This window comes from Streptomyces mutabilis (assembly GCF_046628145.1).
In the GTDB taxonomy this organism is placed as follows: domain Bacteria; phylum Actinomycetota; class Actinomycetes; order Streptomycetales; family Streptomycetaceae; genus Streptomyces; species Streptomyces mutabilis.
In genome coordinates, this window is the sequence record NZ_CP176874.1 from 878,930 (window position 1) to 904,805 (window position 25,876).

At 73.1% G+C, this 25,876-nt stretch carries 26 protein-coding genes and 1 pseudogene; 15 read left to right on the plus strand and 12 right to left on the minus strand.

What is annotated here, in order from left to right; all coding sequences use genetic code 11:
- Positions 1-40: 40 nt before the first annotated feature.
- Both dhaL and ACLIN4_RS03620 read left to right on the plus strand, forming a co-directional pair.
- Positions 41-640: a dihydroxyacetone kinase subunit DhaL gene (gene dhaL / locus ACLIN4_RS03615; protein ID WP_289908352.1), complete on the plus strand. Its 600-nt coding sequence runs from the start codon at positions 41-43 to the stop codon at positions 638-640.
- Positions 633-1,043, plus strand: a complete 411-nt coding sequence (locus ACLIN4_RS03620; protein ID WP_100044605.1) for a PTS-dependent dihydroxyacetone kinase phosphotransferase subunit DhaM — start codon at positions 633-635, stop codon at positions 1,041-1,043. The genes dhaL and ACLIN4_RS03620 overlap by 8 nt, the downstream gene beginning before the upstream one ends.
- A 178-nt stretch (positions 1,044-1,221) precedes the next feature.
- On the opposite strand, the gene ACLIN4_RS03625 is transcribed toward ACLIN4_RS03620, so the two are convergent.
- Positions 1,222-2,064: a glycoside hydrolase family 75 protein gene (locus ACLIN4_RS03625; RefSeq protein ID WP_411575480.1), complete on the minus strand. Its 843-nt coding sequence runs from the start codon at positions 2,062-2,064 to the stop codon at positions 1,222-1,224.
- A gap of 396 nt (positions 2,065-2,460) precedes the next feature.
- On the opposite strand from ACLIN4_RS03625, the gene ACLIN4_RS03630 reads away from it, so the two are divergent.
- Positions 2,461-3,480 (plus strand): fibronectin type III domain-containing protein, encoded by a 1,020-nt coding sequence (locus ACLIN4_RS03630; protein WP_411575481.1) that lies wholly within the window; start codon positions 2,461-2,463, stop codon positions 3,478-3,480.
- 184 nt (positions 3,481-3,664) lie between these two features.
- Entirely contained in the window at positions 3,665-4,216 is a 552-nt protein-coding gene (locus ACLIN4_RS03635) for a hypothetical protein (RefSeq protein ID WP_381915945.1), read from the plus strand.
- A gap of 69 nt (positions 4,217-4,285) precedes the next feature.
- On the opposite strand, the gene ACLIN4_RS03640 is transcribed toward ACLIN4_RS03635, so the two are convergent.
- The 4 genes from ACLIN4_RS03640 to ACLIN4_RS03655 form a co-directional block, all read right to left on the minus strand.
- On the minus strand, positions 4,286-4,840 hold the full coding sequence (locus ACLIN4_RS03640) for a PadR family transcriptional regulator (protein WP_107477598.1): 555 nt from the start codon (positions 4,838-4,840) through the stop codon (positions 4,286-4,288).
- Positions 4,841-4,871: 31 nt separating this feature from the next.
- Entirely contained in the window at positions 4,872-6,887 is a 2,016-nt protein-coding gene (locus ACLIN4_RS03645; RefSeq protein WP_307653234.1) for an NADPH-dependent 2,4-dienoyl-CoA reductase, read from the minus strand.
- 113 nt (positions 6,888-7,000) lie between these two features.
- Positions 7,001-7,369 carry a hypothetical protein gene (locus ACLIN4_RS03650; RefSeq protein ID WP_100044610.1) on the minus strand — a complete coding sequence of 123 codons (369 nt, stop codon included), beginning with the start codon at positions 7,367-7,369 and terminating at the stop codon, positions 7,001-7,003.
- Positions 7,370-7,439: 70 nt separating this feature from the next.
- A complete protein-coding gene (locus ACLIN4_RS03655; RefSeq protein WP_289908349.1) occupies positions 7,440-8,315 on the minus strand; it encodes a hypothetical protein in 876 nt (291 codons plus the stop codon).
- 280 nt (positions 8,316-8,595) lie between these two features.
- Here ACLIN4_RS03655 and ACLIN4_RS03660 point away from each other — a divergent pair, with 280 nt between their 5' ends.
- Positions 8,596-10,698, plus strand: a complete 2,103-nt coding sequence (locus ACLIN4_RS03660; RefSeq protein ID WP_411575482.1) for a SpoIIE family protein phosphatase — start codon at positions 8,596-8,598, stop codon at positions 10,696-10,698.
- Here the strand turns inward: ACLIN4_RS03660 and ACLIN4_RS03665 are convergent.
- Both ACLIN4_RS03665 and ACLIN4_RS03670 read right to left on the minus strand, forming a co-directional pair.
- Positions 10,676-11,509, minus strand: a complete 834-nt coding sequence (locus ACLIN4_RS03665) for a putative protein N(5)-glutamine methyltransferase (RefSeq protein WP_411575483.1) — start codon at positions 11,507-11,509, stop codon at positions 10,676-10,678. The genes ACLIN4_RS03660 and ACLIN4_RS03665 overlap by 23 nt on opposite strands.
- 173 nt (positions 11,510-11,682) lie before the next feature.
- Positions 11,683-12,759, minus strand: coding sequence for a hypothetical protein (locus ACLIN4_RS03670; RefSeq protein WP_381912138.1), 1,077 nt, complete (start codon positions 12,757-12,759; stop codon positions 11,683-11,685).
- 180 nt (positions 12,760-12,939) lie between these two features.
- On the opposite strand from ACLIN4_RS03670, the gene ACLIN4_RS03675 reads away from it, so the two are divergent.
- The 6 genes from ACLIN4_RS03675 to ACLIN4_RS03700 all read left to right on the plus strand — a co-directional run bounded on the left by ACLIN4_RS03675 (position 12,940) and on the right by ACLIN4_RS03700 (position 17,710).
- Positions 12,940-13,347, plus strand: a complete 408-nt coding sequence (locus ACLIN4_RS03675; protein WP_179342420.1) for a MarR family winged helix-turn-helix transcriptional regulator — start codon at positions 12,940-12,942, stop codon at positions 13,345-13,347.
- A 92-nt stretch (positions 13,348-13,439) separates the two neighbouring features.
- Positions 13,440-14,045, plus strand: coding sequence for a sulfite oxidase-like oxidoreductase (locus ACLIN4_RS03680; protein ID WP_100044615.1), 606 nt, complete (start codon positions 13,440-13,442; stop codon positions 14,043-14,045).
- A gap of 49 nt (positions 14,046-14,094) precedes the next feature.
- Positions 14,095-14,814, plus strand: coding sequence for a ferredoxin reductase (locus tag ACLIN4_RS03685; protein ID WP_382021209.1), 720 nt, complete (start codon positions 14,095-14,097; stop codon positions 14,812-14,814).
- Positions 14,815-15,023: 209 nt separating this feature from the next.
- A complete protein-coding gene (locus tag ACLIN4_RS03690) occupies positions 15,024-15,611 on the plus strand; it encodes a DUF3592 domain-containing protein (RefSeq protein WP_100044660.1) in 588 nt (195 codons plus the stop codon).
- Between the two features lie 205 nt (positions 15,612-15,816).
- The gene (locus tag ACLIN4_RS03695; RefSeq protein WP_411575484.1) at positions 15,817-16,785 is read left to right on the plus strand and encodes an acetylxylan esterase; all 969 of its coding nucleotides are present in this window, start codon (positions 15,817-15,819) and stop codon (positions 16,783-16,785) included.
- Between the two features lie 181 nt (positions 16,786-16,966).
- The gene (locus ACLIN4_RS03700) at positions 16,967-17,710 is read left to right on the plus strand and encodes a GntR family transcriptional regulator (RefSeq protein WP_411575485.1); all 744 of its coding nucleotides are present in this window, start codon (positions 16,967-16,969) and stop codon (positions 17,708-17,710) included.
- A gap of 54 nt (positions 17,711-17,764) precedes the next feature.
- On the opposite strand, the gene ACLIN4_RS03705 is transcribed toward ACLIN4_RS03700, so the two are convergent.
- Complete coding sequence (locus ACLIN4_RS03705; protein WP_289908343.1) at positions 17,765-18,490, minus strand: class I SAM-dependent methyltransferase; 726 nt, start codon at positions 18,488-18,490, stop codon at positions 17,765-17,767.
- A gap of 4 nt (positions 18,491-18,494) precedes the next feature.
- A complete protein-coding gene (locus tag ACLIN4_RS03710; protein ID WP_100044619.1) occupies positions 18,495-19,082 on the minus strand; it encodes a PadR family transcriptional regulator in 588 nt (195 codons plus the stop codon).
- 91 nt (positions 19,083-19,173) lie between these two features.
- Between ACLIN4_RS03710 and ACLIN4_RS03715 the strand changes: the two genes are divergently transcribed.
- The 3 genes from ACLIN4_RS03715 (at position 19,174) to ACLIN4_RS03725 (ending at position 22,560) form a co-directional block, all read left to right on the plus strand.
- A complete protein-coding gene (locus ACLIN4_RS03715; protein WP_107477604.1) occupies positions 19,174-19,584 on the plus strand; it encodes a nuclear transport factor 2 family protein in 411 nt (136 codons plus the stop codon).
- 365 nt (positions 19,585-19,949) lie between these two features.
- A complete protein-coding gene (gene rho, locus ACLIN4_RS03720) occupies positions 19,950-21,089 on the plus strand; it encodes a transcription termination factor Rho (protein ID WP_100044621.1) in 1,140 nt (379 codons plus the stop codon).
- 289 nt (positions 21,090-21,378) lie between these two features.
- Positions 21,379-22,560, plus strand: a complete 1,182-nt coding sequence (locus ACLIN4_RS03725; RefSeq protein ID WP_411575486.1) for a D-alanyl-D-alanine carboxypeptidase family protein — start codon at positions 21,379-21,381, stop codon at positions 22,558-22,560.
- Between the two features lie 21 nt (positions 22,561-22,581).
- Here the strand turns inward: ACLIN4_RS03725 and ACLIN4_RS03730 are convergent, their stop codons facing one another.
- Positions 22,582-23,514, minus strand: a complete 933-nt coding sequence (locus ACLIN4_RS03730; protein ID WP_179342418.1) for a glutaminase — start codon at positions 23,512-23,514, stop codon at positions 22,582-22,584.
- Positions 23,515-23,643: 129 nt separating this feature from the next.
- Between ACLIN4_RS03730 and ACLIN4_RS03735 the strand changes: the two genes are divergently transcribed.
- Complete coding sequence (locus ACLIN4_RS03735) at positions 23,644-24,702, plus strand: fatty acid desaturase family protein (RefSeq protein ID WP_179342419.1); 1,059 nt, start codon at positions 23,644-23,646, stop codon at positions 24,700-24,702.
- A gap of 31 nt (positions 24,703-24,733) precedes the next feature.
- Here ACLIN4_RS03735 and ACLIN4_RS03740 read toward each other — a convergent pair whose 3' ends face one another.
- Together ACLIN4_RS03740 and ACLIN4_RS03745 are read right to left on the minus strand one after the other, a co-directional pair.
- Positions 24,734-25,570, minus strand: coding sequence for an undecaprenyl-diphosphate phosphatase (locus ACLIN4_RS03740; RefSeq protein ID WP_381939730.1), 837 nt, complete (start codon positions 25,568-25,570; stop codon positions 24,734-24,736).
- Positions 25,571-25,653: 83 nt separating this feature from the next.
- A pseudogene (locus tag ACLIN4_RS03745) lies at positions 25,654-25,800 on the minus strand (ArsR family transcriptional regulator); the annotation flags it as partial.
- Positions 25,801-25,876: the final 76 nt, after the last annotated feature.

Genomic DNA, 25,876 nt, shown 5'->3' on the forward strand with positions numbered 1-25,876 from the left:
GGGAAGAGATCGGAACGTACCTACCAGGCAAGGAGATCCTGTGCTCGACGCCGACTTCTTCCGCCGTTGGATGACGGCGACCGCCGCGCTGGTCGACCGCGAGGCGGAACGGCTCACCGCCCTCGACTCGCCCATCGGCGACGCCGACCACGGCAGCAACCTCCAGCGCGGGTTCACGGCCGTGACGGCCACGCTGGAGAAGGAGGCACCGGACACGCCCGGCTCGGTCCTCACCCTCGCCGGACGGCAGCTGATCTCGACGGTCGGCGGCGCCTCGGGGCCGCTGTACGGGACGTTGCTGCGCCGTACCGGCAAGGCCCTGGGTGACGCCGCCGAGGTGAGCCCGGAGCAGCTTGCGGAGGCGTTGCGGACGGGGGTGGAGGCGGTCCGGACGCTCGGCGGCGCCCAACCGGGCGACAAGACCATGATCGATGCCCTGGTGCCCGCCGTGGACGCCCTCGGTGACTCCTTCGCCGCGGCTCGGGCTGCGGCGCAGGAGGGGGCCGAGGCGACCACTCCGATGCAGGCCCGCAAGGGCAGGGCGAGCTACCTCGGTGAGCGCAGCATCGGGCACCAGGACCCCGGCGCCACCTCTGCCGCACTGCTCGTCGCCGCGCTGGAGGAGGCCGCCGGTGAGTGACGAGAAGCTGGTCGGGATCGTGCTGGTGTCGCACAGCGCCCAGGTCGCCGCGTCGGTGGCGGAACTGGCCAAGGCCCTCTCCGGCGGCGGCGTCGCCGTGCCCGTCGCTCCGGCGGGCGGGACCGCGTCCGGGGAGTTCGGTACCAGTTCCGAGCTGGTGTCGGCGGCTGCCGCGTCGGTGGACCGGGGCGCCGGGGTCGCCGTCCTCACCGACCTCGGCAGCGCGGTCCTCACGGTGAAGGCGCTGATCGCCGAGGGCGACGAGCTGCCCGAGAACACCCGGCTGGTGGACGCCCCGTTCGTGGAGGGCGCGGTGGCCGCGGTGGTCACGGCCGCGACGGGCGCCGACCTCGCGGCCGTGGAGTCGGCCGCCGCGGAGGCGTACTCCTACCGGAAGGCCTGACCGGGACGTCGCGTGCCGGACAGCCTGACCGGAACGTCGCGTGCCCGAGGAGGCCTGACCGGGCACGTCACGTGCGCGGGGAGGCGGGGCGGGGAGGACACTTCCCGCCCCGCCTCCGCGCTCGGGCGGGCGCGAACGGTGGTTCGTCAGGAGTCCCCGGCATCGGGACTCGCGTGCTTCACCGGCCGCCCACGAACTCCCGCGCGAGCCGCTCCCCCGTCTCCCGGGTGGCGGCCCGGTCCTCGATCGGCTCGACCTCGCTGTCCTTGAAGACGATGTACGTCACGCCGGAGTCGGTGCCGCCCGCGTGCGGGTCGGCGGGGATGCCGAGCGACTTCGCTGCGGCGTATGAGGCCTCGCCGATGAGCTCGCGCGGGCCGATGTCGCCGACGACGGCGTACCGCACCCGGTCACCGTGGACGACGGCCGCGACCGATCCGCCGCGGACGTCGTGCTCACGGTGGTCCCAGATGTCGCTGGGTTGTGGCACCACGACGTAGGGCAGGCGTTCGGCGTCCAGGGCGCGGCCGTCCGACCGGGTGTAGGCGGTGGCGGGCGTGAAGTGCGGGTCGGTGCGGCTGTTGCAGCGGTCGCCGGGCCGGCCGTCGCAGTCGACGTCCAGGTCGGCCTTCCAGTACACGGCGTCCCGCGCGCCGCAGACCGGGATGTCGGCCGGCGCTCCGGCGTCGCTGCGGTAGCGCCCCTCCGAGACGGGCTCGCAGTCGCGCACCCTGGCCAGCAGGTCGGCGGCGCTGACGGGTCCCTCGTCGCGGGCGTCCTCTCCGGGCGCGACCCCGTGCCCGGGGATGCCGGCCCGCGGAAACGGCCCGGTCTGCGGCGGCGGTACCGGTCCCATCCGGGGGCCGGAACGGTCCGCGCGGACGGGTCCGCTCTGGGGCTGGTGGCCGGAGCGGAACTGGGCCTGGGGTCCGGGCCGGGTCGGGGGCGGAGCGTCGGGGAACGTCGTGGGGGCGAGCAGGGCGGCGCTGGCCGCGACCAGTGTCAGCGACTGGACACGCACGATGTGGCCTCTCCTGGGGGACATGGACGGGTCACTCCGCCACATCTGTCCCCGAATCGCTCACGCCGCCACCTTTTGTGGGCCAGACGGTGCACACAGCGCTCCGCGCGGGCGACCGGGGGCGGGCGGGTCGGCGCCGTACCGGCTCCGGCCCGCCCGGCCGCCCGCGCCGGCGCGGAATCAGCGACGACAGCGGTCCGCGCCACGGACCCGAACTCCCTTACTCGCCTGAGGACTTCGGTCTCAAGATGCTTCAGCATACGAAACTCGCCCAGGGGTTGCCCACGACACCCCCTTGATGTGACCGCGTCACTGACGGCATATTGGTCCGGACCATTGCCGCCACATCGAAGCCGGCCCCGAACCCCGGCCCGAACCCACCCCGGAGGCAGCGCCGTGCGAGACGTTCCCGATCCCGCCGTCCCCTCCCCCGGACCCGCCCGCCTCCCGCGCATCCCGCACCGCTGGGCCCTGCTCTGCGGAACTCTCACCCTGGTCGCCTCTTGCGGCTGGGCCACGGGCGCCGACGGCGAGGAAGCCGGCCCGCCGCCCGGGGCACCGACGGGCGTCACCGCCGAGGCGGGCAGCGCGACGACCGTGCACGTGATGTGGAACGCGGTCGACGGGGTCGAGACGTACGAGGTGTACCGCGGCGACACGCTGGTCGAGGAGGTGCCCGCCGCCGAACGCATGGTGGACGTCACCCGGCTGCGCCCCTCGACGGCCTACGCCTTCACCGTGCGGGCCCGCGACGCCGACGGGCGCCTCGGCCCACGCAGCCGGGAGGTGCGGGCGACGACCCCCGCCGCCGTCACCGACGACTCGGCACCCACCCGCCCGGCGAACACCCGCGGCCGGGCGGTGGGCAGTCGGGCGGTCCAACTGACCTGGTCGGCCGCGACCGACGACCGCGGGGTGGTGTCGTACGACGTCCACCAGGGCGGCACGAAGATCCACAGCGTGGGAGGCGGGCAGACGGCGGCCGTGGTCACGGGACTGCGCGCGGGCACCCGCTACTCCTTCACGGTCCGGGCGCGGGACGCCGCCGACAACGTCTCCCCCGCCGGCGCCGTCGTGCGGCTCACCACGCCGGGCTCGGACGACGGCAGCGCCACCGCGCCCACGGACCTGCGCGCGGCATCCCGCCTCGCCGACGGGGCGCACCACATCGACCTCACCTGGATCCCGCCGCGCACGGACGGTCTCATCACTGAGTATCAGATTCACCTGGACGGCCGTCCGGCGACGTCCCTCGTCTACGGCGACGACGCGCCGCGCGACCGGGCCGAGTACAGCTTCTACGCGGGGCGGGAGGCCGGCGTCACGCACCGGGTGAAGGTCCGGGCCCGGCTGTCGGACGGCACCTGGGGCGGCTTCTCGGCGGAACGGAAGGTGACGACGGGCGCGGGCGGGTGACGCCGGTACGGCCGTGCACCGGTACGGCCGTGCGCCCGGGCGTGGAACGCGTCACCTGGGCGGTCGCGCTCGGCATGCGGGTACGGGCGGCGCCCTGTTGGCTTCCCGTGAGGCAGCACGGGCGTTTCCGGTCTCGGCGGCGCACAGGACGTACCGCCGACCGTGCCGCCGGAGGGCAGTCCACATGCGCATCTCTTCGCCACTTCTCCGCTCCGGCCTGACCGTGGCAGCCGCCGCGCTGCCCGTCACCCTGGCCACCGGCCCGGCCTCCGCCGGCCCCGGGATCTCCGTGAGCACCACCGGGACCACCGTGTCGGTCACGACCACCGCCTGCGCCCAGCTCAACGGCAGCTGGGGCACCGCCTCGCTGATCACCGGCAGTCAGGGGGACTTCGCCCAGGGACGCCAGGTGGCACTGACCGGGAACAGCACCGGGCAGGGCGCCAGCTGGTCGGGGATCAGCCCGGGCACGTACACCGTCATCGTCATGTGCTCCAACAACAGCACCGCCGGCACCCAGACCGTCATCGTCTCGGCCGCGCCCTCTCCTTCGCCCAGCCGCTCCCCCTCTTCCTCCCCCTCGGCCTCGGCGTCACGCGGTGTCCTGGGCGGTCTCGGCGGGGCCGTCCAGGACTACGGCACGGCCACCCTGGTGGCGGGCGGCGCGCTGGTCGGCACCGGCGTGATCGGGGCGGCCTGGTTCCTGCGCCGGCGTTCGAAGCCCTACCGGTTCTGAGCCCTACCGGTTCTGAGCCGTACCAGTACTGAGTCGTAACCGCTACTGAGCCGTACCGCTACTGAGCCGTCAGCCCCGCCCTTCCCCGTCCGCCAGTCCGGCGAACTCCGCCAGGGCGTGAGCGAGCCACTGGGTCCAGAAGGTCTCCAGATCGATGCCCGCGCGCAGCACCAGGTGCCGCAGCCGGTCCTCCTTGCTGTCCCTGCCGGGCGGGAAGTCGCGCTTCTCGATCTCCTTGTACTCGGCCAACTGCCTCTCGTGCAGTTCCAGATGGCGACGCAGATCCGCCTCGATACCGCTGGTGCCGACCACGGCCGCGGCCCGCAGCCGCAGCAGCATCGCGTCCCGCAGGGGCTTGGGGTCCTGCGGGGTGGCGGCCCACCGGGCCAGTTCGTCGCGGCCCGCGGGCAGCACCTCGTAGGACTTCTTCTGCCCGCGGGCCGGCTGCTGACCGGGCAAGGCCCGGATCAGGCCGTCGGCCTCCAGTTTTCCCAGCTCGCGATAGATCTGCTGGTGCGTGGCCGACCAGAAGTAGCCGATCGACCTGTCGAACCGGCGGGTCAGCTCCAGTCCCGACGACGGCTTTTCGACCAGGGCGGTGAGGATCGCGTGCGGGAGTGACATGGGCTCATCCTAGGGACGGCCCACGCACCGCCTACAGCGCCGCCGCGAGCTCGGTGCCCTGCTTGATGGCGCGCTTGGCGTCCAGTTCGGCGGCCACGTCGGCGCCGCCGATGAGGTGGACGCCGCGGCCGGCGGCGACCAGTTCCTCGTACAGGCCCCGGCTCGGCTCCTGGCCCGTGCACAGGACGATCGTGTCGACTTCCAGCACCGTGGACTCGTCGCCGACGGTGACGTGGAGTCCGGCGTCGTCGATCCGGTCGTAGCGCACGCCCGGGACCATGGTGACGCCGCGGTGCTTGAGCTCGGTGCGGTGGATCCAGCCGGTGGTCTTGCCGAGGCCTGCGCCGACCTTGCTGGTCTTGCGCTGCAGCAGGTGGACGGTGCGCGGCGGCGCGGGGCGCTCGGGCGCGGCGAGGCCGCCGGCGGTCCGGTAGTCGGTGTCGACGCCCCAGAGGCGGAAGTACGTCTGAGGGTCCTCGTGGGCCTTGTCGCCGCCGTCGGTGAGGTATTCGGCGACGTCGAAGCCGATGCCGCCGGCGCCGAGGATCGCGACGCGGTCGCCGACGGGGGCGCCGTCGCGCAGCACGTCGAGGTAGCCGACGACGCTCGGGTGGTCGACGCCGGGGATGTCGGGGGTGCGCGGGGTGACGCCGGTGGCGACGACGACCTCGTCGTGGCCGTCGAGGTCGTCCGCGCCGACCCGGGTGTTCAGGCGCACGTCGACGCCGTGCGCCGCCAGCTGCGTACGGAAGTAGCGCAGCGTCTCGTCGAACTCCTGCTTGCCGGGGACCTTGCGGGCCACGTTGAGCTGGCCGCCGATCTCGCTCGCGGCGTCGTACAGGGTGACCTCGTGGCCGCGTTCGGCCGCGCTGACCGCGCAGGCGAGGCCCGCGGGTCCGGCGCCGACGACCGCGACGCGCTTGCGCCGCCGGGTCGGGGTGAGGACCAGCTCGGTCTCGTGGCAGGCGCGCGGGTTGACCAGGCAGGAGGTGATCTGCCCGCTGAAGGTGTGGTCCAGGCAGGCCTGGTTGCAGCCGATGCAGGTGTTGATCGCCTCCGGGCGGCCGGCCGCGGCCTTGGCGACGAAGTCGGGGTCGGCGAGCATCGGGCGGGCCATCGAGACCATGTCGGCGGTGCCCTCGGCGAGCAGCCGCTCGGCCACCTCGGGGGTGTTGATGCGGTTGGTGGTGACCAGCGGCACCGACACCTCACCCATGAGGCGCTCGGTCACCCAGGTGTAGGCGCCGCGCGGCACGGAGGTGGCGATGGTGGGGATGCGGGCCTCGTGCCAGCCGATGCCGGTGTTGATGATGGTGGCTCCGGCGGCTTCGACGGCCTTGGCGAGGGTGATCACCTCGTCGAGGGTGGAGCCGCCGGGGACGAGGTCCAGCATGGACAGGCGGTAGATCAGGATGAAGTCCTCGCCGACCGCCTCGCGCACCCGGCGGACGATCTCGACGGGGAAGCGCGTGCGGTTCTCGTACGAGCCGCCCCAGCGGTCGGTGCGGTGGTTGGTGCGCGCGGCGATGAACTCGTTGATGAGGTAGCCCTCGGAGCCCATGATCTCGACGCCGTCGTAGCCGGCCGCGCGGGCCAGGCGGGCGGTGCGGACGTAGTCGTCGACGGTGCGCTCGATGTCGGCGTCGGTCATCTCGCGGGGCACGTGCGGGCTGATCGGTGCCTGGAGCGGGCTCGGGGCGACCAGGTCGGCGTGGTAGGCGTACCGGCCGAAGTGCAGGATCTGGAGGGCGATCCGGCCGCCCTCGCGGTGTACGGCGTCGGTGACGGTCCGGTGCCGCTCGGCTTCGTCCTCGGTGGTGAGCTTGGCGCCGCCCGGGTAGGGGCGGCCCTCGTCGTTGGGGGCGATGCCGCCGGTGACTATCAGGCCCACTCCGCCGCGGGCCCGGGCGGCGTAGAAGGCCGCCATGCGCTCGAAGCCGCGCTCGGCCTCCTCCAGGCCGACGTGCATGGAGCCCATCAGGACCCGGTTGGGCAGGGTGGTGAAGCCCAGGTCCAGCGGGCTCAGCAGGTGGGGGTAACGGCTCATCGGGCCCTCCGTGCGCGGTGTGGTGCCTCTGTTGTAGATGACCGCCGCCTCTTTGTGCAACTAGTTGCACAAAGAGGCGGCGTACACCACACCGCCCCGGCGGCGGGCTCGCGTCAGTGGCTCTCCAGCCGGACGTGCAGTTCCCGCTCCTGGTCCCCGGAGACCGTGCTCAGGTCGTGCACGGTGAACAGGGAGTCCAGGGTGGTGCGGAAACGCTCGATCGCCCAGTAGCCGCCCTGCACGTCGGCCTCGACGGACGCCCGGAGCCGGGCGGGGTCGCATCCGCCGTGGGCGTCGGCCACGTCGAACGTGCCGAGCCACACGGTGGGGCGGACCTCGTGGTAGTCCCGGGGCACCTCGTCCGAGCGGCGGTCGGACGAGAAGCACGCACACAGGGCGTCGAACACGGTTCGGGCATCCTCCTTGCTGCACCCGCTCAGCTCCACGGAGACGGACTCCGGATGCAGTCGCTCACCGGCCATCGTGATCGCTCCTCTCGTGGCCCATATCCCCAGAAAAGCACCACCCGGGGCCGAGCACTACCGGCGCGGGTCAGCCCTGGGTGAAGCGGTACGTCTTGCTGTCGGTCAGCACACAGAATCCCGGCGACACGACGATCACGCGCAGGGTGCCGGTGCGGCGGTCGTAGTCGATGCCCTCCGCCTCGAAGGCGCCGGAGCAGGCGCTGCGCAGGGGCAGCTGCCGCAGGGCGGTGACGTGGCCGGTCACGTCCGCGCTGCCGTTCGGGGCGGCGGACAGGTCGATACGCAGCAGGGGCTTGGTGACGCCGAAGAGTGCCCCCTCGGGGTCGTCGGAGGAGCACAGCAGCGTCGTCTCGTCGAGGAAGTCGCAGCCCTGGACGTCGCGCACCGCGTGGTCCAGGTGGACGGTGGCCGCCTGCGGCAGGTTCGCCGAGGGGGAGGTGGCCGGGTTGGCGCCGGGCGTCGGGAAGACCAGCAGCCGGTTCATGGTGCCCCACTCGCCCGCCAGCATCCACTGGCCGTCCGGCGAGACGGCGGACCAGGAGTTGTTCAGCGCCTCACCGGGGCTCAGCGTGTGCACGTACTCCGACCAGCTGCCGTCGGGCGCCTGCACGCGGAACATCTTGGTGTTCCCGTCGTCCCGCTGGTAGGGCTCGACGTAGTGGCCGTCGTAGGAGGCGTCGGGGTCGCCGACGTGGTTCCAGCCCCGGGTGCTGAGGCTCAGCGGGATGGTGCCGATGCCGGTGTAGCGGTTGGGGCTGCCGGCCGGGACCTCGACCGAGGCCAGGCCCTGGCTCTCGGTCAGCGGGTCGGCGCGGTCGGAGCCCACCTCGGTCCAGGTCTCGGCCGCGGGGGCGGCCTGGGCGGACGGGCCGGCGAGGGCGAGGGTGAGGGCGGCGAGTCCGGTGAGGACTGCGTGACAACGTTGCCGGGCGTGCGGGCGCATGGGCGGGCTCCTCGGGTGGGGGTGGGCGACACGGCGGGCGGGACGCGCTCGGCGCACAGTCTGGCCGGACGCGGAAGTCATGTACAGACCAACTCCGGTCGGGTCCGCCCGGACCGGCCCCTCCCCTGCTCCGTGCGGCGGTCACCTCCGTGCCGGGTGATGCTGGAAGGAGGCGGCAGCGGCCTCGGCGAATCGGCCCTGTGCGCGGTGGAACGCGGTAGAACAAGGGAGTCGGCATCGACAGGGCGTGCCGCGTGGAACGGCGAAGGCGGGGCGTGGGATGAGTGCAGCCGGGTCTGCCGGGTCGGACGGGGACGCCGTGCCGCGCGGACCGGTGCGGCCGAGCGGACTGCTCGACGTGCTGAACGTGGCCTCGGTGGTGCTGGACACCGAGGGCCGGATCGTGCTCTGGAGCCCGCAGGCCGAGGAGCTGTTCGGCTACTCGGCGCCGGAGGCGCTCGGGCAGTACGCCGCCCGCATCATGGTCCACGAACGCCACCTCGACCTGGTCGTGAAGCTGTTCGCCGACGTCATGCGGACCGGCAAGAGCTGGGCCGGGGCGTTCCCGGTCCGCCGCAAGGACGGCGGGACGAGGCTGGTGGAGTTCCGCAACATGCGGCTCCTGGACGACCGGGGGGACGTCTACGCGCTGGGGCTCGCGGTGGACCGGTCGACGGTACGCCGTCTGGAACAGGACGTGGCGCTGTCCACGCGGGTGATCCGGCAGTCCCCGATCGGGCTGGCGGTGCTGGACACCGAGCTGCGCTACCTGTCGGTCAACCCGTCCCTGGAGCGGCTCAACGGCCTGCCCGCCGAGGAGCACATCGGCCGCACGATCCGTGAGGTGCTGCCGTCGGTGGACGCCGCCCCGATCGAGGAGGCGGCACGCCGGGTGCTGGAGACGGGGCGGCCGGTGGTCGACCGGTCGGCGACCGGCCGTACCCCCGCCGCCCCGGACGAGGACCACGCCTGGTCGGTCTCGCTGTACCGGCTGGAGGACGCCGTCGGTGCCGTGCTGGGCGTGGCCGTGTCGGTCGTGGACGTCACCGAGCAGTACCGGGCGAGCGTCGAGGCGGAGGCGGCACGGCGCCGGCTGGCCGCCGTCGCGGACGCCTCGGCCCGGATCGGGACCACCCTGGAGCTGGACCGCACGGCGCACGAACTGGCCGACGTGGCCGTGCCCGGCCTCGCCGACATAGCTGCCGTGGATCTGCTGGAGGCCGTGGTGAAGGGCCGTCGCAGCACCCTGGGGCCGGCCGAACCCGCCGTGATCCGCGCGCTGGCCGTGCACGCGCTCGACGCGCCCGAGGCGCTGCGGGCGGCGGACCAGCCCGGTCACGTCGCCCGGTACGGGCCGGAGCGCCTGGTCACCGAGTGCGTGCGCACGGGCCGGCCGGTGATGGTGGAGCGGGTGACCGAGAAGGACCTGCCGCGGATCGCCCGCTCTCCCGAGGCGGCCGAGCTGCTGCGCCGGGCGGGCGTGCACTCCTACCTGGCCGTGCCGCTGATCGCGCGGGGCGAGGTGCTCGGTGCGCTGGACCTCAAGCGGATGGGCAATCCGCTGCCGTTCGGCGAGGACGACCTGCTGCTCGCCCGCGAGCTGGCCGTCCGGGCGGCGCTCCAGATCGACAACGCCCGCTGGTACCAGAACGCCCGCGACGCCGCCCTCACCCTCCAGCGCAGTCTGCTGCCCAGTCATCCGCCGGTGACGGGCGGGCTGGAGGTCGCTTCCCGCTACCAGCCGGCCGAGGCCACCAGCGAGGTCGGCGGTGACTGGTTCGACGTGATCGGTCTGGAGGGCTGCAAGACCGCGCTCGTGGTGGGCGACGTGATGGGCAGCGGCATCGCGGCGGCGGCCTCCATGGGACGGTTGCGCACGGCGACGAACACCCTGGCCGCCCTCGACCTCGATCCGGCGTTCCTGCTCGAACACCTCGACCGGACCACAGCCGGCCTGGACCAGGCCATCGCCACCTGTGTCTACGCCGTCCACGACCCGCACCTGCGGCAGTGCCGGATCGCCAACGCCGGCCACCTGCCGCCGGTCCGACTGCGGGCCGGCCGTCGGCCGGAACTGCTGGACCTGCCCACCGGCGTGCCGCTCGGGGTGGGCGGGGTCCGGTTCTCGACCACCACGGTGGACCTGGAGCCGGGTGACCGGCTGGTGTTCTACACCGACGGTCTCGTCGAGACGCGCAGGCATCCGCTGGACGAGCGGCTCGACGCGCTCCTGGCACTGCTGGAGGGCCCGGACCGCCCGTTGGAAGAGGTGTGCGACCTGCTCCTGCGCACGCTGCACGAGCCGGAGAACTCCGACGACGTGGCCCTGCTGATCGCCCGGGCCACGCCGCCGGACGCGCCTAGGCCGGGCCAGGCTCCCTGACGCCGATCACCACATGGGCGTACAGCTCCTCGCAGACCGCGAGACGGGTCGCGAGCCCCGCCCGGGTGAAGGCGTCGACGGCCGCCGGTGCCTGGCGTTCGCTCGTCTCGACCAGTAGGCAGCCACTGGGCGCGAGCCAGTCCGGTGCCCCGGCGGCGACCCTGCGCAGGACCTCCAGGCCGTCGGCGCCGCCGTCGAGGGCGACCAGCGGCTCGTGCTCCCGCGCCTCGGCGGGCAGCAGGGGGACCTCGCCGGTGGGGACGTAGGGCACGTTGGCCGCGAGGATGTCGACGCGGCCGCGCACCGTGTCGGGCAGCGCGTCGAACAGGTCCCCGGCGTACACCCGGCCGCCGGCGTCGGCGAGGTTGCCGCGGGCGCAGTGCACGGCGGCGGGGTCGACGTCGGCGGCGTGCACCTCGGGTCGGTCCAGTGCGGCGGCCAGGGCGGCGCCGACCGCGCCGGAGCCGCAGCACAGGTCCACGACGACGGCCGCGTCCGGCGCCTGCGCCAGAGCCTCGGCCACCAGGAACTCGGTACGGCGGCGGGGCACGAAGACGCCGGGCGCGACGGCGATGCGCAGGCCGCGGAAGCCGGCCCAGCCGAGGACGAGTTCGAGGGGCAGGCCACTGACGCGGCGGTCCACCAGGGCGAGGAGTTCCCCGGCGGTGCGGGCGGACGCGAGGATCAGCTCGGCCTCGTCCTCGGCGAAGACGCAGCCGGCGGTGCGCAGCGCGGCCACGACGGCGTCAGGGGAGGGCAGGGACGCGGAGAAGGGAGAGGGGAAAGGGGACGATGGAGACAGCGGGGGCATGGAAGCCGAGAGCCTTTCGCAGACCGAAGGGCGCTCTCACGGTCATCCGTTGCCGGTGACCGCACTGCCGTGAGGTGAGAGCACCCGGGGCGACACAGCGGTAATGGGTCTCACCTCCTTGGTGTCCGACGGCCGGGGCTGCCCGCGGCCGACGGTCACCCTACCCCAGATGATCAGACGCCGACGGTCTCCTCGGCCTCTTCCTCCGCCTCCTCGAGGGCCGTGGACGGGGACGCGCTCCCACGTTCGCCGGACCGCGCGTGCTTCGGCTGGGCGGGGGCCGGTGCGGGTGCCGTGCCGGACCGCTCGCGCAGGGCGGCGAGAGCGGTGACCAGGAGGCCGAGCAGCAGCCAGGCGGTCAGCGTCCAGACGCTGCGGCCCAGCCCGTCGCCGTCGAAGTACAGCAGGCTGCGGGCGCCCTCGACGAACCCGGCGCCGTTCCAGAAGGCGTGCAGGGTGCCGAAGAAGCCGTTCTGCAGCTCGGGCCGGAACAGACCGCCGGAGCTGGTGAAGTTGAGCATCACGAACAGCACCATCATGGCGAGCGTGGTCCACCGCTTGAGGAAGGTGTGCAGGCCCACGCCGATGAAGAGGATGCCCGCCGCGTACATCCAGGCCATGCCCCACACACCCGCGAGGTCGTGGTGGGCCAGCCGGAACACCGGTCCGGCGAGCAGGGCGCCGATGCCGCTGACCACGACGGAGACACCGAGCGTGAGCAGGGCCCGCACGCGCATCGGCAGGGCGCCGCCGGCGGCGCCGAGCGCGGCCACGGAGGCGTAGGAGCCGATGCTGACCGCGATCAGCAGGAAGAACAGGCCCTGTCCGGTGGGGTCGTCGTCGACCGGGGTGGCCACGTCGGTCACCTTCGGGGGGACGCCCTGCTGTTCGGCGATGGGGGTGAAGACCTTCTCGGCGGCCATGGCGCCCATGTCGGAGGCGGCGGTGGCCACCAGGACCTCGGGGGTCTCGGCGCCGGGCACGTAGGCGCCGGTGATGTCACGGGCCTTCAGCAGGTCGACGGCGTCGGCGCGGTCGGCGACGGTGCGCACGTCGAGGGCGTCACCGGCCTCGTCCTTCACCGACTGGGCGAGCACCTTCGCCTCGGGTCCGGAGCCGACGACGGCGACCGGGAGGTGGTTCGGCTCGGGGGTGACGAAGGCCCCCATGTACGCGAGTCCCATCCCGACGCACATCAGGAGCGGGGTGATCAGGTGCGTCAGTACGTGGCGCAGGGCGTGCGACTTCATCGCGCACAACCTCCAAAGGTTCACCGTGATGGTTGGCTTATACAACCTCTAATTCAAGTTGTACTCTACAACTAGCAATGCGGAGGAGGACCTGTGAGGACGGACGGGACGCCCGATGAGACGACTGTCACCCCCGGCGACCGCCCGGCGGACGCGGCCGTGGAGACGATCCAGCGGGAGATGACGGCCTTCGCCCGCCGCGCCCGCGCCTCCGCCGGGCGCATGCACCCGGAGCTGTCCCTGGTGTCGTACACGCTCCTCGGCCATCTGGAGGAACGCGGCGGCTGCCGGGCCACCGACCTGGCCGCCCACTACGCCTTGGACAAGTCCACCGTCAGCCGCCAGGTCTCCGCCCTGGAGCGCACCGAACTCGTCGAACGGCGCGTCGACCCGGACGACCACCGCGTCCAGGTCCTGCACCTGACGGAGGCCGGGCGGCGCATCCTGGCCCAGGTCACCGAGAGCCGCCGCACCGCCTTCCGGGAGCGGCTCGCGGACTGGCCCGAGGAGGACCTGGTCCGCTTCGCCGCGTATCTGGAGCGGTACAACGCGTGGCAGGGCTCCCCGGACCACGAGGACCGGGACTGAGCTCCGGTCCGGAGACACGTACGGTTGACCGCGTACGCACTGACCACGCCGGCCGCGTCATCCGCTCGCGCCGGTTCGAAAGGCCCGACCGCATGAACACCACCCGAGGCTTCACCGGGCGCCCGCGCGGCGCCCGGCCGGGGCTGCCGCCCGGCCAGTACGACGCCGGCGACGACTGGCCCGTGCTGTCCGCCGAGGTCACGCCCGAGCTGGCACCCGCCGACTGGACCTTCCGCGTCGGCGGCCTGGTGGCCGAGGCGCGCACCTGGGACTGGGCGGGCGCCCACCGCCTTCCGGCGTCGGCGTACGAGGGCGACATCCACTGTGTGACCGGCTGGTCGAAGTTCGGGGTGCGGTTCGCGGGCGTGTCCCTGGACGCCTTCCTGGAGGCGGCGGCTCCCCTGCCCTCCGCCACGCACGCCGTCGCCTACGCGCACACCGGTTACACCGCGAACCTGCCGCTCGCGGACCTGACCGGCGGGCGCGCGTGGATCGTCTGGGAGTACGGCGGACAGCCGCTGGCCCCCGAGCACGGCGGTCCGGCACGCCTCGTGGTGCCGCACCTCTACTTCTGGAAGAGCGTCAAGTGGATCGCCGGCCTGGAGCTCCTCGACCACGACGAGCCGGGCTTCTGGGAGCAGAACGGCTACCACGCGCGCGGCAACCCCTGGCAGGAGCAGCGGTACTCCGGTGACTGAGACGACGACGCACACGACGGCGGCCTTCACTCCCCCGACGCGGTTCGCCGTGCCGGGACGCATCGAGGTGGCGGGCGATGTGGCCGCGAGGTGGCAGACGGCCACCCTCACGGAGATCCGCCGGGAGACGCCCCGAGCGTCCACCTTCCGGTTCGCGGTGCCCGGGTGGGCGGGCCACCTTCCCGGCCAGCACCTGATGCTGCGGCTCACCGCCGAGGACGGGTACGCGGCCCAGCGGCACTACTCGCTGGCGTCCGCGCCGGACGACTCGGGGCACATCGAGCTGACCCTCGACCACGTCGAGGACGGCGAGGTGTCCGGCTGGTTCCACCGGGTGGCCCGACCGGGCGACCGCATCGAGGTGCGCGGCCCGCTGAGCGGCTTCTTCGCCTGGCCCGGCGACCGGCCCGCCCTGCTGCTGGGCGCGGGCTCCGGGGTCGTGCCCCTGATGTCGATGGTCCGCCACCACCGGGAGCGGGCCCTGACGGTTCCGCTGCGGATGCTGGTGTCCGCGCGCAGCCCCGAGGAACTGATCTACGCCCGTGAGCTGGGCGCGGAGACGACCCCGGTGTTCACCCGGAGTGCGCCGGCCGGCACGCCCGTGGGCCGGATGACGGCCGCGCACCTGGCGCCGCTGCTGTCCGACCCGCCCGTCGGGGGCTGGGAGGCGTACGTGTGCGGCTCCAACTCCTTCGCGGAGCACGCCTCGCGCCTGCTGGTGGCGGCCGGCCAGCCGGTGGAACGCATCCGGATCGAACGTTTCGGCTGATCCGGCGCCGCTTTCGGACTCCACCGCGTCCGGGGGCGGCGCCTTCCGGGTGCGCCGCGACGTGGGTGCGCCATGATCTGGGTGCGCCGCGACGTGGGTGCGCGGTGATCTGGGTGCGCCGCGATCTGCGTGCCGACGGGGCGAACGAGGTCGGCCGTACGGGGTACCAGACCACTGCGGGCACTCGCACACGAGGCGCGGAGGTCGACATGCGAACCCGGGTGCGCGGCTGGCGCCTGCGGCGCAATCCGCTGCGACGCCGGTCGGACGTCGTCGAGGCGTGGACGATGCTGGCCTTCGCCCTCCTGCTGTTCCTGGGGGCACCGCTGCTGGGGGCGGCCACCGCGTTGTGGAGCCACGGCGGGGCTCAGGCGGTCGCGGCGGAGCAGCGGGCCGAGCGGCAGCGCGTGCGGGCGACGGTGGCCGACAGAACCACCCCGGACGCCCTCCCGTCGGTACAGGGGGGCGGGCAGTACTCCTACCGTGCGACCGTGCGCTGGACCACGGCGGACGGCACGGAGCGGACGACCACGGCCCGGGTCCCGGCCGGTAGCCGGCACGGCGACGCGGTGGACGTGTGGCTGGACTCCCGCGGCCGGAACGTGCCCGCGCCGACGGACGCCTCCGCCGTCCTGCAGCACAGCGTGACCGTCGGTGCCTGCACGACCATCGGGGCGGCGCTCGCGGTGCTCCTCGCGCACTGCGCCGTGCGCAAGGTGACCCTGCGGCGCCGGCTGGCCGAGTGGGACCGCGACTGGGCCCTGACCGAACCGCAGTGGACCCATCGCCGGGCCTGAACGAGGGGCCGTTGACCCGACCTCCGGTACCGGCCGCCGATGGCCGCCGACTCGCCGTACGCGCGGCCACACGCCTGTGACCTGCGGTTCGACGGACCGAACACCAGCGGAATCCGCCAGGGGATCTGGCGAGACATCCGATCACTCACGTACGGTGTGATCATCCGCACGGTCCGGCACCGACTCCCAGCAAAGGCGGTTCTCGATGGCCCAGTTCGACCTTCCGCTCGACGAACTCCGCGCGTACCGCAGCGCGTCGGCCGAGCCCGAGGACTTCGACGCCTTCTGGGGCAAGACGCTCGCCGAGGCCCGCGAGCACGAACTTGCCGCCCGTTTCGAGCCGGTGGACACGGGACTGTCCACGGTGCGGGTGTACGACGTGACCTTCGCCGGGTTCGGCGGTCACCCGGTGAAGGGCTGGCTGACGCTGCCCGCCGGGGCGGAGGAGCCGTTGCCGCTGGTCGTGGAGTTCGTGGGGTACGGCGGCGGGCGCGGACTGCCGCACGAGCACCTGTTGTGGGCGTCCACGGGGCGGGCCCACTTCGTCATGGACACCCGCGGTCAGGGCAGCGCGTGGGGCGGCGGTGGCGGCACCGCCGACCCGGTCGGCGGCTCCCCCGCGTACCCGGGATTCATGACCCGCGGCCTGGACGCCCCGGAGAACTACTACTACCGCCGCGTCTTCACCGACGCCGTGCGCGCGGTGGAGGCGGCGCGGTCCCACCCGCTGACCGACTCGGCCCGCACGGTCGCCCTCGGCGGGAGCCAGGGCGGCGGCATCACGATCGCCGTCGGCGGGCTGGTGCCGGACCTGAGCGCGGTCGCGCCGGACGTGCCGTTCCTGTGCGACTTCCCGCGCGCGACCACGCTCACCGACCGGCACCCCTACCGGGAGATCGGCCTGTACCTCAAGACGCACCGCGGCCGGACCGAGGACGCGCTGCGCACGCTGTCCTACTTCGACGGGGTGCACTTCGCGGCGCGCGGCCGGGCCCCCGCGCTCTTCTCGGCGGCCCTGGAGGACCAGACCTGCCCGCCGTCGACCGTCTTCGCGGCGTTCAACGCCTGGGCGCACGACGACAAGGCGATCGAGGTGTACGACTTCAACGACCACGAGGGCGGCGGGCCCTTCCAGGAGGCCGCCAAGCTCCGCTGGCTGCGTGCCCGCCTCTGACCGGGACGGGGCGGGGGCGCCCTGTACGGCACCTTGTGGGGTGGTGACGGACGGTCGACGCGCGGGTGAGGTTTCGGCCGAACCGGGAGGCGACTCTTCCCTGCTGGTTTAGACCAATGATACTTCTGGTGGCGCACCGAGCCCGCGCGGCTACCGCACGTCACCGACAGGAGGGCGCGGCATGGCCCGCACCGCCCCGCACGACCACTCCCCCGCCGACGCGCCGCCCCTGTACCGGCGGGTGGCCGTACGGCTGCTCGGCGAGCTGCGCGACGGGACCTTCCCGCCGGGCGGGCGGCTGCCCGGTGAGCGTCGGCTGGCCGAGCACTTCGGGGTGAGCCGGGAGACCGTACGGCAGGCCCTGGAGGTGCTGCGCCGGGACGGGCTGCTCGCCACCGACCGGCGGGGCAGTCACGTCGCCCTGCCGGGGCCGGCCCCGCAGAGCCCGGCGTCCCTGGCCTTCCCGGTCGGCGCCCGGGCGGCGGAACCGCGCACCGGCGACCGGGCCACCGTCAGCTGGGAGCCTCCGTCACGGGAGCACGCCGATGCCCTGGGGCTGGCGCCGGGCCGGCCGACCCTGGTGCACCGCTACACGTCCTCGACCGCCGACGGGAGCGGCCGGCGGACGGCCGTGACCTCGTTCTCCGCCGTGGCCCTCGCCGAGGTCGAGGAACTGGCCCGGTACCGCGACCGCGCCGACGGTTCCGCGTCGGCGCAGCTGCTGCGGGCGTACGACTGGATGCGCGGGGCGGGCCTGACCCTGCACCACCGCGACACGATCAGCCGGCTCGCGGACACGCCGTCGGTGCGCGTCGTCCGGCGGGTGCACGACCAGTACGCGCGGCCCCTGGAGATCACGGACCTCCTCCTGGACGCCCGGCAGGACGCGCTGGTCTACGAGTTCACGCTTCCGGCGGCCGGCTGACTCCCGTCCGCGCCCGTCCTCACGGCAGGCGGCCGGCCCCCTCCCGCCCCGTCCTCACGGCAGCCGTCTGGCCACGACCAGCCGGGCGCGCGGACTGCCGTCGGGCCGGTACCCGAACTCGGGCAGGGCCCGCAGGTCCGCGCGGAAACCGGCGCGGGCCAGCTCCCGGCCCACGTCCCCGAGCCGGAACGTCCGGTAGTACATGACGAACGGCGGCCGCCACAGCGCGTTGCGCACCCGCATCGCGGCGTCGAAGCCGAGCAGCGTCCAGTAGCCCCGGGAGCCGGGCCGGGGCGGGGCGACGACGGGGAAGGCGAAGCAGCCGCCCGGCCGCAGCACGGAACGCACCTGGCCGAACAGCCCCGGCAGTTCGCGGGGCAGGAAGTGCCCGAAGGCGCCGAAGCTGACGACGAGGTCGAAGGCGGGGCCGAAGGGCAGGGCACGGGCGTCCGCGCGCACCCAGGAGACCGCGGGCTCCTCGGGCACGGCGCGTTCCCGGGCGACGGCGAGCATGCCCGCGCTGAAGTCGACGCCCGTGACGCTCTCCCGGCACACCCGGGACAGCACGTCCACACCCGCGCCGGTGCCGCAGCACAGGTCGAGTCCGGCGCCGAACGGCCCCATCGGCTCCAGGGCCGAGGCCACGGCGTCGAGCATCCGGTCGGGCGTCCGGTACGGGGTGTGGTCGAACTTCGGCGCGAGCAGGTCGTAGCCGTGCTCGACCGACGACAGCGCCTGGACGGCGAGTTCGCGCAAGGTGGGGCCTTCGGGGCTGAACATCCGCTCAGCCTAGGGCCTGACCGGTGGGGCCCGCGGGGGCGCGCCGCTCCCGCAGCACCGTGAGGACGTGGTCGCACCAGCGGGCGTTCTCGCGCTCGAACGCGATCCCGGCGAGGAGCGTGAGGTACGGCCCGACGCGGCCGGACTCCCGCAGGTGCTCCTCCTCGGTGCGGCCGTCCAGGAGGCGCTCGCGGACCCGTTCGTAGCGGGCGAGTTTGCCCAGCGCCCACGCCCTGCGTTCCTCCACGAGCGCGCGGACCCGCTCCGGGTCGACGCCGTCCATGGCCTGCATCTTGATCAGGAACTCGTCACGGACGGCGGTGGGGCGCCGGGTCGGCTCGGCGGCGAAGGCGCTCAGCTGCTCGCGGCCGGCTCCGGTGAGCGAGAAGAGCCGCTTGGTGGGCCGGCGTTCCTGCGGCACCGTCCGGGCCTCGATGAGTCCGTCGCCCGCGAGGCGCTCCAGCTCGCGGTAGAGCTGCTGCGGCGTGGCCGGCCAGAAGTTGGCGAGCGAGACGTCGAACACCTTGGACAGCTCGTAGCCCGAGGCCTCGCCTTCCAGCAGGGCGGCCAGGACGGCGTACTTGAGAGACATGTCGACACGCTAGCAAGCACGGACTACTCTGCTCCGCACCTATTCAAAAAGTTGGGTATCACTTCAGGTATCACCGACCCCAGGAGCTGTGATGCAGGCATTCCGCGCGGCGGTCGAGGCCCATGACCTCGACGCCGTCGAAGCCCTGTTGGCCGAGGACGTGGTCTTCACCAGTCCCGTCGTGTTCAAGCCGTACCGCGGCAAGGCGATCACGGTGGCGATCCTGCGCGCGGTCACCCGCGTCTTCGAGGACTTCCGCTACGAACGTGTCATCGGGGAGGCCGACGGGCGGGACCACGCGCTGGTCTTCACGGCACGGGTGGGCGACCGCGAGATCGACGGCTGCGACTTCCTGCACCTCGACGCGCACGGCCTGATCGACGAGTTCACGGTGATGGTGCGCCCGCTCTCGGGCGCGCAGGCACTGCAGGCGGCGATGAGCGCTCAGTTCGAGCGGATCGCCCGGGAGGCGCAGGAGGCCGGGGCACGACCGGGAGACTGATCCCCCGCCCCGCCCGCACGGAAGACGGAACATCCGTCGCACCCGCCGCGTCGAGGAAGGTGGGAGCCGGAAAAGGCGCCCACCTCTCCGCCGCCCCACGGATTCCGTGGTACGGTGCGACAAGCACTTGTGTACGCCCTGTCTCGGGCGCCGGTGCCAGTTTCTCCCTCGGTTCGCCGACCCGCCCGTCCTGACGACCGGCGCGTCAGCTTCTCAGCACGACCTCGTGAGCGGGAATTCCGACCCGCCATGTCCGAGGTGCTGTTCCCGCCGCCCGGAGGAGTGTCGTCCGACCCCTCACGCGGCCTCTCACCCCCACCCCTTCCGCATCTTCCGTGCCCGCGTCCTCGAAAGGACCGACCACCATGACCACCACACTCGAACACCCCCCTGTACGTCAGTCCCCGGCCGAGACCGTGAGCGGTGTCCTCGACATCGACGCGGGCGGGAAGGGACACCTGCGAGGCCCGAGCCTCCAACCCGAGCCGGCCGACCTCTCCGTCTCCCCCGCGCTGATCCGCCGCCACGGCCTGCGCAAGGGCGACCTGGTCGAGGGCGTACGCGGTGACCGCCGCGCCCTGTCCGACGTCGTCCGGGTGGGCGGACGCACACCCGACGGACAGGGCGGCCGACGCCGCTTCGGTGACCTGACACCGCTGCACCCGCACACGCGGCTGCGCCTCGAGCACCCGGCGGCCGGGCCGACCGGACGCCTCGTCGACCTGCTCGCCCCGGTGGGCAAGGGGCAGCGCGGCCTGATCGTGGCCCCGCCGAAGACCGGCAAGACCGTCCTCCTCCAGCAGATCGCCGCCGCGGTCGCCGGCAACCACCCCGACGCCCGCCTGATGGTGGTGCTGCTCGACGAGCGCCCCGAGGAGGTCACCGACATGCGGCGGGCCGTGCGGGGCGAGCTGTACGCCTCGACCTTCGACCACAGCGCCAAGCAGCACATCGCGCTCGCCGAGCTCGTGATCGAGCGGGCCAAGCGGCTGGTCGAGGCCGGCGAGGACGTCGTCGTCCTCCTGGACTCCCTCACCCGCCTGTGCAGGGCGCACAACAACGCGGCCTCCTCCGGTGGCCGCACCCTCAGCGGCGGTGTCGACGCCGGGGCGCTGCTGGGGCCGAAGCGGTTCTTCGGTGCCGCCCGGCAGACCGAGGAGGCCGGCTCCCTCACCATCCTCGCCACCGCCCTGGTGGAGACCGGCTCGCGCGCCGACGACTACTACTTCGAGGAGCTCAAGAGCACCGGCAACATGGAGCTGCGGCTCAGCCGTGAGCTCGCCGCCCGCCGGGTCTTCCCGGCCGTGGACGTGACCGGCTCCGGTACCCGCCGCGAGGAACTGCTGCTGTCCCCCGCCGAGTCGGCCGCCGTGACCGGGCTGCGGCGAGCCCTTCAGACCCGGGACGAGCAGTCGGGCCTGGAGACGCTGCTGGAGCGGATGCGGCGGACGCCGGACAACGCGACCTTCCTGCGCACCGTCCAGCCGACGCTGCCCGCCGGCTGACGGCCGTCGTCCGGCGGGGACGCCGACTGACGGCGCGTCGACCGACCCGGCGCCGGCTCGGGGAGCCGGCCGTCCGACGCGGCCCGTGCGGCGGCTCGGAGAGCGCACCGTCCGACGGGACCGTGTGACTGGCCGGGAACGCGTCCGTCCGACGCGGCCGTGTGACTGGCCGGGGAACGTGTCCGTCCGACGCGGCCGTGCGCGCCCTCCCTACGGCATCCGGGTGCTAGCGGACGCGACTCGGCCCGGGCAGCGTGGCGGTCCGAGGGCCCGTTCCTACGTTTGCGGTATGACTATCGGATTCTCAACTCGGGCGGTTCGCTCCACCTGTGTGCTCTGTGCGGCCGGGCTGCTGACGCTCATGCCCGCCGCGGCGGCCGCCCGCGCGGAACGGCCGGACCCCGGTCCGCCCGGCGGGTCACGGGCCGCGGCGCCGGGGCAGGCGCTCCTGTACCGCTCCGGCACCCAGGTCCGGCCCCGGCCGGGCGCGCCCGGGGTCCCCGAAGTCTCCGCGCTGTCCTGGGTGGTGGCCGACGCCGGTACCGGCGATGTGCTGGCCGCGCACGACGCGCATCGCAAGCTGCCGCCGGCCAGCACGCTCAAGACCCTCTTCGCACTCACGGTGCTGCCGGTCCTGCCGGGCGGCATCCGCCACGAGGTGAGCGCGGACGAACTGTCCGGCATCGGACCCGGCAGCAGCCTGGTCGGTGTCATCGAGGGCCGTACCTACCGGGTGTCCGACCTGTGGAACGGTGTGTTCCTGAACTCCGGCAACGACGCGGTCCACGTCCTCGCCTCGCTCACCGGCGGCTGGCGCGCCACGGCCGCCCGGATGCAGGCCGAGGCCCGCGCCCTCGGCGCCCACGACACCCATGTGCGCTCACCCGACGGCTACGACGCGCCGGGGCAGGTGTCGTCGGCGTACGACCTCGCGGTGTTCGGCCGGGCGGGGCTGCGGAACCCGGACTTCGCCCGGTACTGCGCGAAGGTCGACGCGATGTTCCCCGGCCGCAACGGGGGCTCGTACGGAATCATGAACACCAACCGCCTGCTCACCGGAGCTGACGGTGTGGAGCCGTACCCGGGTCTGATCGGCGTCAAGAACGGCTACACCAGCAACGCGGGCAACACGCTCATCGCGGCCGCCCGCCGCGACGGCCGGACCCTGGTGGTGACCGTGATGAACCCGCAGGAGGGCGGCGGCCACGCCGTCTACGAGGAGGCCCGGGCACTGCTCGACTGGGGATTCGCGGCGGGCGGTCGCGTGGAACCGGTCGGGTCCCTGGTCCCCGCGGCCGCCCGCCCGAGGCCGGGCCCCGGGGCCGTGCCCGCGGCGGTCGCGACTGCCCGGCCGTCACGGGAGGAGCCGGGCTGGCCTGAGACCGGTGCGATCGTGGGCGTCGCCGGACTCGGCGCGGGTGCCGTGGCCTTGGTCCTGCGGCTCAAGCTCGTCCGGGCCAACAGGACTTGACGCCACTCGGCGACCGCTTCCTCAGAAGACCGACAGGCCCGTCAGTGTCGTGAAGCGGTCCAGGGCCGCGACCCCGGCCACCGAGTTGCCCCGCTCGTCCAGGCCGGGGCTCCACACGCACAGCGTGCAGCGGCCCGGCACGACCGCGATGATGCCGCCGCCGACCCCGCTCTTGCCCGGCAGGCCCACCCGGTAGGCGAAGTCGCCGGCCGCGTCGTACGTCCCGCAGGTCAGCATCACCGCGTTGACCTGCTTGGCCTGACTGCGGCTCAGCAGCCGGGTGCCGTCGGCGCGGATGCCGTGCCGGGCCAGGAACCCGGTCGCCAGGGCGAGGTCCGCGCAGGACGCGGCGACGGAGCACTGCCGGAAGTACTGCTCCAGCAGGACCGGCACGGGATTGTCGATGTTGCCGTACGACGCCATGAAGTGGCCCAGGGCCGCGTTCCGGTCGCCGTGCGCGGTCTCGGAGGCGGCGACGTCCTCGTCGTAGGTCAGGTCCGGGTTGCCGCTCTCGGCGCGCAGGAAGGCCAGCAGTTCGCCCGCGGCGTCTCCGGTACGGGTGTGCAGGCGGTCGGTGACGACGAGGGCGCCGGCGTTGATGAACGGGTTGCGCGGGATGCCGTTCTCGTACTCCAGCTGCACCAGGGAGTTGAACGGGTTGCCGGACGGCTCGCGGCCCACGTGCTCCCAGAGGGCGTCGCCCTCGCGGGAGAGGTCGAGGGCGAGGGTGAACACCTTGGTGATGGACTGCGCGGAGAACGGCTCGCGCCAGTCCCCCACCCCGTACACCGTGCCGTCCGGCTCGGCGACGGCCATGCCGAAGCGGCGCGGGTCGCAGGCGGCCAGCGCCGGGATGTAGTCCGCGGGCCGGCCGCTGCCCGGGGTCCGCTCGATCTCCTCGGCGATGCGTTCCAGGACCGGCTGGAAGGTCGTCGGCGTACTCATGATCGCCATTGTCCCTCCGGGCCCGTCCCGGCGCGCAGCGGCGGGGAGGACCCCAGGCCGGGGGGTGGTGCTGGCTGCACCCCCGCTCGGGGGCAAGCGTCATTCTGCGGCCGGGGATCCGTTCACATACTGAAGTACATGGTGAATCCAACGGTGCTCGTCGAGAGCCTGCCCACGCGCGACCAGGAAACGGGACGCGCGAAGGGAAGCGACTTTTCCGAACTCAACCGGCGTATGGCCGACGCGGGGCTGCTGCGGCGCCGCCCGCTCTACTACACGGTGCGTTTCGGCGTGGTCGCCCTGGCGCTCGCGGCCGGTGTCGCCGCGTTTCTCGTACTGGGGGACAGCTGGAGCCAGTTGTTCGTGGCGGTGGGGCTGGCCGTCGTCTTCGGCCAGCTCGGGCTGGCCGCCCACGACCTCGCCCACCGGCAGGTCTTCACCCGCCGGCGCCCCAGTGAGACGGGCGGCCTGCTGGTGGCGAACCTGCTGCTGGGCATGAGCTACGGCTGGTGGATGAACAAGCACACCCGCCACCACGCCAATCCCAACCACGAGGAGAAGGACCCGGACGTCTCGCCCGACATCCTGGTCTGGTCCCGTGGCCAGGCGAGCAGGGCCAAGGGGCTTCCCCGCTTCATCGGCAGGCACCAGGCCGCCCTGTTCTTCCCGCTGCTGACGCTGGAAGGGCTGAATCTCAGCTTCAACAGCTTCAAAGCCCTGCGCAGCCCGTCCATGAAACGTCCGGTCCTCGAGGGCACGCTGCTCGTCGCCCATTTCGTCCTGTACTTCGGCGGCCTGTTCACGGTCCTCTCCCCCGGCAAGGCACTCGCCTTCATCGCCGTGCACCAGGGCCTGTTCGGGATCTACCTGGGCTCGGTCTTCGCTCCCAACCACAAGGGCATGCCGATGATCGAGGAGGGCACGCGGCTCGACTTCCTGCGCCGCCAGGTCCTCACCTCCCGCAACGTACGCGGCGGATTCCTCGTCGACGCCTTCATGGGCGGCCTCAACTACCAGATCGAGCACCACCTCTTCCCCAGCATGCCGACCCCGGCCCTCGGCGAGGCGCAGGTCATCACCGAGCGGTACTGCGCCGAACTGGGCGTCCCGTACCACCAGACGGGGCTGCTGGCCTCGCACCGGGAGGCACTGCGCCACATGAGGAGCGTGGGGGAACCGCTGCGCAACGCCCGCTGAGCGGTGCGTGCCGGGTCCCGGCGTGCCGCGGTCAGCTCTGCAGTACGCCCGTGCCGAGCAGCCCGAACAGCAGGAGGCCGACCGCGATCCGGTAGATCACGAACGCGTTGAAGGAGTGCTTGGCGACGAACTTCAGCAGCCAGGCGACAGAGGCGTAGGCCACCACGAAGGAGACGAGGGTGCCGGCCACCAGGGGCGCGGCACCCGTACCGGCGCCGAGGGCGTCCTTCAGTTCGTAGAGACCGGCGCCGGTCAGGGCCGGGATGCCGAGGAAGAAGGAGAGCCGGGTGGCGGCCACCCTGTCCAGGTCGAGCATCAGGGCGGTGGACATGGTGGCGCCGGAGCGGGAGAAGCCGGGGAAGAGCAGGGCGAGGATCTGGGAGCCGCCGACCAGCATCGCGTCCTTGAACGAGGTGTCGTCCTCGCCCCGCTTGTGCCGGCCGGTCCGGTCGGCCACCCACATCACGCCGCTGCCGACGATCAGCGAGCCGGCGACCACCCACAGCGAGGCGAGCGGCCCCTTGATCAGCGGCTTGGCGGCGAGGCCCACCAGCACGATCGGGATCGTGGCGAGGACGACCCACCAGGCGAACTTGTAGTCGTGGTGGTAGCGCTGCTCCCGGTCGGTCAGCCCGCGCAGCCACGCGGAGACGATCCGCGCGATGTCCTTGCGGAAGTAGACCAGCACGGCCGCGATGGCGCCGACCTGGATGACCGCCGAGAACCCGATGACGGCGTCGTCGTCGACGGGGATGCCCATCAGCCCCTCGACGATCTTGAGGTGGCCGGTGGAGGAGACCGGGAGGAACTCGGTCACCCCTTCGACGGCTCCGAGGAGGACGGCCTGACCGATGCTGATGGCGCTCATGGGATCCATGTCCTACTACAGACGGGTAAGAGGATCCCCTCACCGCCGGAGCGCGTCGGCCGGTGTCACCCCCGTGAGCGTCGCTACCAGCCCTTCTCGGACTCGGACAACCGCGCCACCTCGGCGAAGCGCACCTCGTCACGCCGGCAGTACGTCCGCCGCCGGATGCGGGTGGCGCGGAGCAGCCCGAGTCTCGCGAGCAGTGCCAGGTGGGTGCCGGCCACCCGGCGAGGTTCGGCCCCCCTGCCCTCGCGCTTGCGCGCACACTTGTTGCACGGGAAACGAGCCGGGGTTTCGGTGTTACGG

What these genes read in the sequence shown, in the direction of transcription:
- ACLIN4_RS03635 (WP_381915945.1), top strand. Translation starts at nt 3,665, where the DNA reads ATGCGCATCTCTTCGCCACTTCTCCGCTCCGGCCTGACCGTGGCAGCC.
- ACLIN4_RS03640 (WP_107477598.1), bottom strand. Translation starts at nt 4,840, where the DNA reads ATGTCACTCCCGCACGCGATCCTCACCGCCCTGGTCGAAAAGCCGTCG.
- ACLIN4_RS03645 (WP_307653234.1), bottom strand. Translation starts at nt 6,887, where the DNA reads ATGAGCCGTTACCCCCACCTGCTGAGCCCGCTGGACCTGGGCTTCACC.
- ACLIN4_RS03650 (WP_100044610.1), bottom strand. Translation starts at nt 7,369, where the DNA reads ATGGCCGGTGAGCGACTGCATCCGGAGTCCGTCTCCGTGGAGCTGAGC.
- ACLIN4_RS03655 (WP_289908349.1), bottom strand. Translation starts at nt 8,315, where the DNA reads ATGCGCCCGCACGCCCGGCAACGTTGTCACGCAGTCCTCACCGGACTC.
- ACLIN4_RS03660 (WP_411575482.1), top strand. Translation starts at nt 8,596, where the DNA reads ATGAGTGCAGCCGGGTCTGCCGGGTCGGACGGGGACGCCGTGCCGCGC.
- ACLIN4_RS03665 (WP_411575483.1), bottom strand. Translation starts at nt 11,509, where the DNA reads ATGCCCCCGCTGTCTCCATCGTCCCCTTTCCCCTCTCCCTTCTCCGCG.
- ACLIN4_RS03670 (WP_381912138.1), bottom strand. Translation starts at nt 12,759, where the DNA reads ATGAAGTCGCACGCCCTGCGCCACGTACTGACGCACCTGATCACCCCG.
- ACLIN4_RS03675 (WP_179342420.1), top strand. Translation starts at nt 12,940, where the DNA reads ATGACGGCCTTCGCCCGCCGCGCCCGCGCCTCCGCCGGGCGCATGCAC.
- ACLIN4_RS03680 (WP_100044615.1), top strand. Translation starts at nt 13,440, where the DNA reads ATGAACACCACCCGAGGCTTCACCGGGCGCCCGCGCGGCGCCCGGCCG.
- ACLIN4_RS03690 (WP_100044660.1), top strand. Translation starts at nt 15,024, where the DNA reads ATGCGAACCCGGGTGCGCGGCTGGCGCCTGCGGCGCAATCCGCTGCGA.
- ACLIN4_RS03695 (WP_411575484.1), top strand. Translation starts at nt 15,817, where the DNA reads ATGGCCCAGTTCGACCTTCCGCTCGACGAACTCCGCGCGTACCGCAGC.
- ACLIN4_RS03700 (WP_411575485.1), top strand. Translation starts at nt 16,967, where the DNA reads ATGGCCCGCACCGCCCCGCACGACCACTCCCCCGCCGACGCGCCGCCC.
- ACLIN4_RS03705 (WP_289908343.1), bottom strand. Translation starts at nt 18,490, where the DNA reads ATGTTCAGCCCCGAAGGCCCCACCTTGCGCGAACTCGCCGTCCAGGCG.
- ACLIN4_RS03710 (WP_100044619.1), bottom strand. Translation starts at nt 19,082, where the DNA reads ATGTCTCTCAAGTACGCCGTCCTGGCCGCCCTGCTGGAAGGCGAGGCC.
- ACLIN4_RS03715 (WP_107477604.1), top strand. Translation starts at nt 19,174, where the DNA reads ATGCAGGCATTCCGCGCGGCGGTCGAGGCCCATGACCTCGACGCCGTC.
- rho (WP_100044621.1), top strand. Translation starts at nt 19,950, where the DNA reads ATGACCACCACACTCGAACACCCCCCTGTACGTCAGTCCCCGGCCGAG.
- ACLIN4_RS03725 (WP_411575486.1), top strand. Translation starts at nt 21,379, where the DNA reads ATGACTATCGGATTCTCAACTCGGGCGGTTCGCTCCACCTGTGTGCTC.
- ACLIN4_RS03730 (WP_179342418.1), bottom strand. Translation starts at nt 23,514, where the DNA reads ATGGCGATCATGAGTACGCCGACGACCTTCCAGCCGGTCCTGGAACGC.
- ACLIN4_RS03735 (WP_179342419.1), top strand. Translation starts at nt 23,644, where the DNA reads ATGGTGAATCCAACGGTGCTCGTCGAGAGCCTGCCCACGCGCGACCAG.
- ACLIN4_RS03740 (WP_381939730.1), bottom strand. Translation starts at nt 25,570, where the DNA reads ATGAGCGCCATCAGCATCGGTCAGGCCGTCCTCCTCGGAGCCGTCGAA.